We start from the raw sequence: 6,589 nt of genomic DNA on the forward strand, positions 1-6,589 counted from the left end.
TGGTGCACGCCCGCCATCGCGATCCACACCCGGCCGTCGAACCAGGCGACGTCCCACGGCGAGGAGAGGTCCCCCTCGCGCGCGCCGGGCCCGACGGTGGAGACCGTCGGGCCCGGCGCCGGGTCAGTACCCGGCGACCTCGTCCAGGCCGTGGCCGCGCAGCGGGACGAGGAAGCTGCGTTCGAACACCACCACGGCCTCGCCGGTGGACTTCGTCCCGGTGGTGCGGCAGCGCACGATCCCCTGCCCGGCGCGGCTCTCGGAGAGCCGCTTGGCGAGGGTCTCCGTCTCCGCGTAGAGGGTGTCGCCGGCGAACACCGGGTGGGTCATCCGGATGTTCTCCCAGCCCAGGTTGGCGATGGTGCGCCCGCTCGTCGAGCGGGCGGTCATCCCGCCGACGATGCTGAGCGTCACCAGGCTGGAGACGATCGGCTTCCCCCAGGGGGTGTGCGCGCTGTAGGCGGCGTCGATGTGCAGTGGGGCGTCGTTCATGCTCAGCATGCTCATCAGCACGTTGTCGAGCTCGGTGACGGTCCGCCCGGGGCGGTGCTCGACCACCTCGCCGACCTCGAACTCCTCGTAGTAGCGCCCGACCACCTCGCGGTAGCGGCGCTCGCCGATCAGCCGGTAGCCGGCCGGTTCGGTTCCTCCCATGGTGCTGCTCCCAGGTCCTAGAGGTCGGCGGTGAGTTCCTTGACGTGGCCGGCGAACTCGCGGATCAGCCGCTCGTCCATGTCGGCGCGCAGCATCAGCCGCAGCCCGGCCTCGCCCTTGGGCACGATCGGGAAGAACACCGCGGAGCTGTAGAAGCCGCGCTCGAAGAGCTGGGCGGACAGCTTGACCGCCCGCTCGGCCTCCCCGACGTCGACCCGGCGCACCGGCAGGCCGTTGCCCGCGAAGGTGGTCGGCAGCAGCTCGTCGAAGAGCTCGATGTTGCGGGCCAGTGCTCCCTGGAGGTCGGCCAGTTCGGGGGAGCGGTGGATGGCGGCGCTGGCCAGCGAGGCGCCGACCATCGGCAGCGGGATGTTCTGCGACCAGCCGATGGGGCCGGCGTGCCGGTGCAGGAACTCGAACTGCTCCCGGTTGCCGAGCATCGCGACGCCGCCGCTGGTGCCGAAGGCCTTGCCGAGGCTCGCGGTGATCACCGTCAGCGGGTTCATCTCCAGCCGGGAGCGGACGTAGCCCTCGCCGCGCTCGCCCGCGATGGACAGCGAGTGGGAGTCGTCGATGTAGAGGAACAGCCCGTAGCGGTCCTGGAGTTCGAGCAGCCCGTCGAGGGCCGCGGTGCCGCCCATCGAGTAGGCGCCGTCGGCGACGTAGGCGACCCGCGGGTACTTGCGGCAGATGTCCTCCAGGTAGTTCAGGTCGTTGTGCGGGCAGGTCAGCACCAGCGACTCGTCCGCGCAGACCGGCTTCATGTACGCCATGCAGAAGTGGCAGAAGCGGTCGAAGACCATCACCCGGGGGCCGCCGCCGCCCTGGCAGGTGCCGTCCAGATGGCCGGAGGCGATCAGCGGCAGGATGCCCGCGGTGAGCGTGGTACAGGACGCCCCCGGCAGGATGTTCGCGCCGAACAGCTCGCCGAGCTCCTCCTCCAGCCGCACCAGCAGGTTGTGCCGGATCCGGGTGGTGGAGAGAACCAGCGAGGTGCTGCGGGACTCGGTCAGCGCGTCCACCGCGCCGGCCAGGACCGCGGGGTGGTTGTTCAGGCCCAGGTACGAGCAGGAGACCATGTTGGCGAACTCGTGGCCGGTCTCGCGGACGATCAGCCGGTTGTTGGACTCGGAGTCCGCGGTGATGCCGATCAGGCCGTTGGCGGCGGCCGCCTGCCAGACCGGGTCGGCGCTCGCCAGCATGGCCTCGGCATTGCGGTACCGGCGCGGGCCGAGGATGGATTCTTCGGTCATCGTCACTTCTCCGTCGCGTGGTTCGGGGGGTCGGTGGGCTCGTGGCCCTGCGGTTGGTACTCCGCGTGTTGCGCGTGTTGCGCGTGCTGCACGTGTTGCGCGTGTTGCGCGTGTTCTGCGCGGTGGGGGTGCTGCGTGTGGTGCGAACCGTCGGGCCGGGGCGGGTCGAACTGCTCGATCAGACGCTGCGAGGCCTCGAAGAACGGCATGCCGACCATCACCCCGTCCACCACGGTCACCGAACGGCCGTTCTCCAGACCGGCCGCGACCACCCGGCGGGCGCGCTCCAGCAGTTCCTCGCCCGGGCTGAACAGCTCGTTGATCAGCGCGAGTTGGCGCGGATGGACGGCGATCTTGCCGCTGAACCCGAAGTCCCGGGCGAGCCCGGCCTCCCGGCGCAGCCCGACGAGGTCGGAGACCTCGAAGAACGGTGCGTCCATCGCCTCCACCCCCGCGGCGCGGGCGCTGTTGACCACCCGGCCGCGGGCGTGGGCCAGGGCCTCCCAGGAGAGCCGGGCGCCGACCGCGAAGGCGTAGTCCGCCGAGCCGAAGACCAGCCCGCGCAGCCGGTGTCCGGCGGCCGCGATGGCGGGCGCGTGCTCGATGCCCAGCGGGGTCTCCACGACCGCCAGGAACTCCGTCTCCGGGCAGTCCGCGGCGAGCGCGCCGGCGGCGATCTCGATGTCCCGGGGGGACTCCGCCATCGGGATCAGCACCAGGTCCGGTTTGACGCGGTACCGGGCGATGGCGATCAGGTCGCGCAGCCCGTCCGGTCCGGACAGGGTGTTGATGCGCACCGCGCTGCGCGCGAGCTTGGCGGACGGGAGCGCGAAGAACTCCTCGGCCAGTCGACGGGCCTCCTCCTTTCGGGCGGGTGGGACCGAATCCTCCAGATCGACCATGGCGATGTCGGCCCCGGACTGATGGCTCTTGGTGTACCGCTCCACTGCCATCGCGGGTGTGGACAGGAGGGAACGGCAGTACCGCGTGAACTTCATGGATGTCTCCGAAGTCGCCGAAGGCTGCGGGGTCCGGTTCTATCCCACCGGCTTTGTTCGGCGCCGTACGGCTGGACATTGAACATCAACTCGGAACAACCGACCCGCGCGCACCATTGTTTGACGCCAACGGGTGCTGTGCATGATGAATAACCGGGGGATGGACACGAGGCGCACGCGGCGCGTGTGGCGCGTGGGCACTCAAGGTTTCAGGACACCGCATCAACGGAGAAGGGGGCCGTAGTGCCGCGTCGGGAAAGTCCGTTGGACCCCGGGGACGGGCCGCTGCTGCGCTTCGCGGGCGATCTTCGGGCCCTGCGGGAACGCGCCGGAAGTCCGCCGTACCGTCAACTCGCCCTGCGGGCCCATTGTTCGGCGGCCAGCCTGTCGGTGGCCGCGGGCGGCCGGCGGCTGCCCAGCCTCGCCGTCACCGTCGCCTACGTGCAGGCCTGCGGCGGGGACGTGCGGGAGTGGCGGCACCGCTGGCAGCTGCTCGCCGCCGAACTGGCCGCCGACACCGCGGCCCGGCGGCGCTCCCAGGACGCCGGAAGCGCCCCCTATCCGGGTGCGGCCGCGTTCGAGGCGGCCGACGCCGAGCGCTTCTTCGGCCGCGAGGCGCTGCTGGACCGGCTGGCCGCCCTGCTGGCCGAACGGAGGCTGGTGATCCTCTCCGGTCCGTCCGGGGCGGGCAAGTCCTCGTTGGTCAGAGCCGGTCTGCTGGCCCGGCTCGGCGGGGCTCCGGGCTCCGGCGCGGCGGCCGGGCGGAGAACCGGGGCCGGGGGCGGAGCGGGCCGGCCCCCGGCCGACGGCGGTGTCCCGGTGGCGCTGCTGACTCCCGGCGAACGACCGATGGAGGCGTACGCGCTCGCGCTCGCCCGGCTCGGGCAGCGAGTCGGGGAGAGCCCGCGGGGCGCCTCGGGGCCGACGGCCGGCGACCCGGTGCTGGTGGTGGACCAGGGCGAGCAGCTGCGCACCCGCTGCCGGGACGCCGCCGAGCGGGCGCGCTTCCTGGACGCGCTGGTGGCGACCGCCGCGGGTACCGCGAGGCAGGCGCCGGAGGGGCTGCCGGTGGCGGCGCCGGCCCGGTGCCGGGTGGTGCTGGTGCTCCGCTCGGACCAGTGCGGGCCGCTGTTCGCCGAGCACCCGGGGCTGGCCGAGGCCGGCCGGAACGCGGTGCTGTCGGTGGGGCGTCCGGCGCCGGACGAGCTGCGGCGGGCGATCACCGAGCCGGCCCTGCGGTCCGGCTGCACCGTCGAGGGTTCCCTGCTGGCCGTCCTCATCTCGACCGCCGCGCAGCAGCCGGGCGCGCTGCCGCTGGTGTCCACGGCACTGCTGGAGACCTGGCGGCGGCGCAGCGGCAACGCCCTCACCCTGGCCGGCTTCCAGGCGACCGGAGGTTTCGAGGGCGCGCTGGCCCGGACGGCGGAGTCGCTGTACAACGGGCTGGACCCGGCCGGCCAGGCCCGGGCGCGGGCGGTGTTCCTGCGGCTCGGCGGGGAGTTGCTCGGCGCCGGCGAGGACGCGGCCGGCGGCGCGACGGCGCTGGGCGACGGGCTGACGCCGGGCGGCGGGCTCTTATCGGGGGGAGACCTGGTGCCGGGGGGCGATGAGGGCACCCGCAAGCCGGTCCGGCGGGCCGAGTTCGACGATCCCGGCGTGCCCGAGGTGATGGAACGGCTGGTCCGGGCCCGGCTCGTGGTGGTGGACCGGGACACCGTCGAGCTGTCCCACCACGCGCTGCCGCAGGCCTGGCCCCGGCTGCGCGGGTGGCTGGCGGAGGGCCGCGAGGCGCTGGGCGAGCAGCGCAGGCTCTCGGCGGCCGCCCGGGGCTGGGAGGCCGCCGACCAGGACCCCGAACTGCTCTGCCGGGGTGTCCGGTTGGAGCAGCTCAAGCGGCGGGTGGCGGCCGGCGAGCTGGCCGCGGCCGGGGTCGAGCGGGCCTTCCTGGCGGCCTCCGCCCGGGCGGAGGCCGCCGGCCGGCGCCGGGCGCAGCGCCAGAACCTGGCGGTGGCCGGGGTCGCCGCGGCGGGCGGGGCGCTGCTGGCCCTGGCGGGCGGGAGCCGGATCCGCCGGGCCTGGCGGTGGTGAGCCCCGGAGCGCGGGGCCCAGTGGTGACGGCCGGTCCCACGGGCACCGCGTCCGGGCCGGCTGCCGGCCCTCGCCGGGGTCGGCCCGCGGGGTCGGCTTTCGGGCCCTCGCCCGGGTGTTGATCAGCCTCGGTGCGGGGGAGTTGAACAACGGACGGGCCGACCGGAGGCTCGGCGCGGCGGCGCGTTCGGTGCCGATCACGGTCCTTGCGCCGCCGTCGGTCGTCCGGGTAGCTTGACAGGCGATCCCGGCCCTCCGAAAAGCGAATTCGGCTGCCCGGCCAGTGATTTCCCGTAACGCCGTGGTCGGCCGGAGCCGCTCCGGCGATCAATCCGTCCCGATTTCCGTCGCTGTTTTCCGCATGTTCGGGGGACCCCGCTCCGCCGACGGCCCGCGGTCCTTCGGAGTCCACCGGGCGCTGCCGTCCTGTGGTGCGGTTCGAAGCCGCGCGGTTCCGAGCCGTCGCGTCCGCCGTCCTTTCCGCGTTTCCCCAAACCCGTGTCAAGGGAGAGCCATGTCCGATTCGGCCCGTCCGGTCCACAGCTGGGACGAATTCACCACACTGCGGGAGATCGTGGTCGGGACCGCCGCCGGCGCCCGGCTGCCCGAGCAGACCGAGCCGTCCTCCTGGCTGTCCTGCTTCCCGAAGACCAGTGCCGCCGACCTCGCCTCGATCGAGGCGGGCCCCTACCCCCAGCAGGTCGTCGAGGAGACCGAGGAGGACCTGGAGGCGCTGGTGGCCACCCTGCGCGGCCTCGGCGTCACCGTCCACCGGCCCGAGGCGGTCGACCACGCGGCCGGGTTCGCCTCCCCGCTCTGGGAGGCCGGCGGCGGCTTCCACTCCTACTGTCCGCGGGACCTCACCCTGGTGGTCGGCGAGACGCTGATCGAGGTGGCGAGCCCGATGCGGCAGCGCTACTTCGAGGTGTTCGGCCTGCGCGGGCTCTTCCAGGACTACCTGCGCCGCGGCGCGCGCTGGGTGGCCGCCCCCCGGCCGCGGCTGGGCGACGAGCTCTTCGAGTCCGACGCGGACGGGCTGCCGCTGCTGGGCGAGGCCGAGCCGGTCTTCGACGCCGCGAACGTGCTGCGGCTCGGCCGGGACGTGTTCTACCAGGTCTCCCGCAGCGGCAACGAACTCGGCCTGCGGTGGCTGGAGTCCACCCTCGGCCTGCTCGGCGACGGGGGCCTGCGGCTGCACCCGCTGCGCGACATCTACGGGTACACCCACATCGACAGCACCATCGCGCTGCTGCGGCCGGGGCTGGTGCTGCTCAACCCCGAGCGGATCAGCCCGGAGACCGTCCCGGCGCCGCTGAAGGGCTGGGACATCCTGTGGTGCCCGCCGGCCGAGCCCACCGGGGACACGCCCGAGCACGCGCTCAGCGAGAGCTGGATCAGCATGAACCTGCTGATGGTCTCCCCGGACACCGCGATCGTCGAGTCCGGTCAGGAGAGCCTGATCAAGCAGCTGGAGCACGCCGGGATCACCGTCCTGCCACACCGGCTGCGGCACTCCCGGGCACTCGGCGGCGGCTTCCACTGCGTCACCCTGGACACCCGGCGCGACGGCGGGCTGGAGGACTACCTGTCCTGACC

The 6,589-nt window shown here is 73.4% G+C and carries 5 protein-coding genes; 2 read left to right on the plus strand and 3 right to left on the minus strand.

The genetic code is table 11. The features are described from left to right. Positions 1-123: 123 nt before the first annotated feature. From ACIQOV_RS20955 to ACIQOV_RS20965, 3 genes are read right to left on the minus strand one after another with little or no spacing between them, the layout of a single operon-like run. A complete protein-coding gene (locus tag ACIQOV_RS20955; protein ID WP_401050524.1) occupies positions 124-654 on the minus strand; it encodes a MaoC family dehydratase in 531 nt (176 codons plus the stop codon). Between the two features lie 17 nt (positions 655-671). Then, complete coding sequence (locus tag ACIQOV_RS20960; RefSeq protein WP_359914677.1) at positions 672-1,907, minus strand: aminotransferase class I/II-fold pyridoxal phosphate-dependent enzyme; 1,236 nt, start codon at positions 1,905-1,907, stop codon at positions 672-674. Positions 1,908-1,909: 2 nt separating this feature from the next. Continuing rightward, positions 1,910-2,905, minus strand: a complete 996-nt coding sequence (locus ACIQOV_RS20965; RefSeq protein WP_401050526.1) for an aldolase/citrate lyase family protein — start codon at positions 2,903-2,905, stop codon at positions 1,910-1,912. A gap of 264 nt (positions 2,906-3,169) precedes the next feature. On the opposite strand from ACIQOV_RS20965, the gene ACIQOV_RS20970 reads away from it, so the two are divergent. After that, positions 3,170-4,993 (plus strand): hypothetical protein, encoded by a 1,824-nt coding sequence (locus ACIQOV_RS20970; protein ID WP_401050528.1) that lies wholly within the window; start codon positions 3,170-3,172, stop codon positions 4,991-4,993. Positions 4,994-5,507: 514 nt separating this feature from the next. Next, complete coding sequence (locus ACIQOV_RS20975) at positions 5,508-6,587, plus strand: inosamine-phosphate amidinotransferase 1 (RefSeq protein ID WP_401050530.1); 1,080 nt, start codon at positions 5,508-5,510, stop codon at positions 6,585-6,587. The last annotated feature ends 2 nt before the right edge of the window (positions 6,588-6,589 follow it).

It is taken from the genome of Kitasatospora sp. NPDC091257 (assembly GCF_044757675.1).
GTDB lineage: Bacteria > Actinomycetota > Actinomycetes > Streptomycetales > Streptomycetaceae > Kitasatospora > Kitasatospora lactacystinica.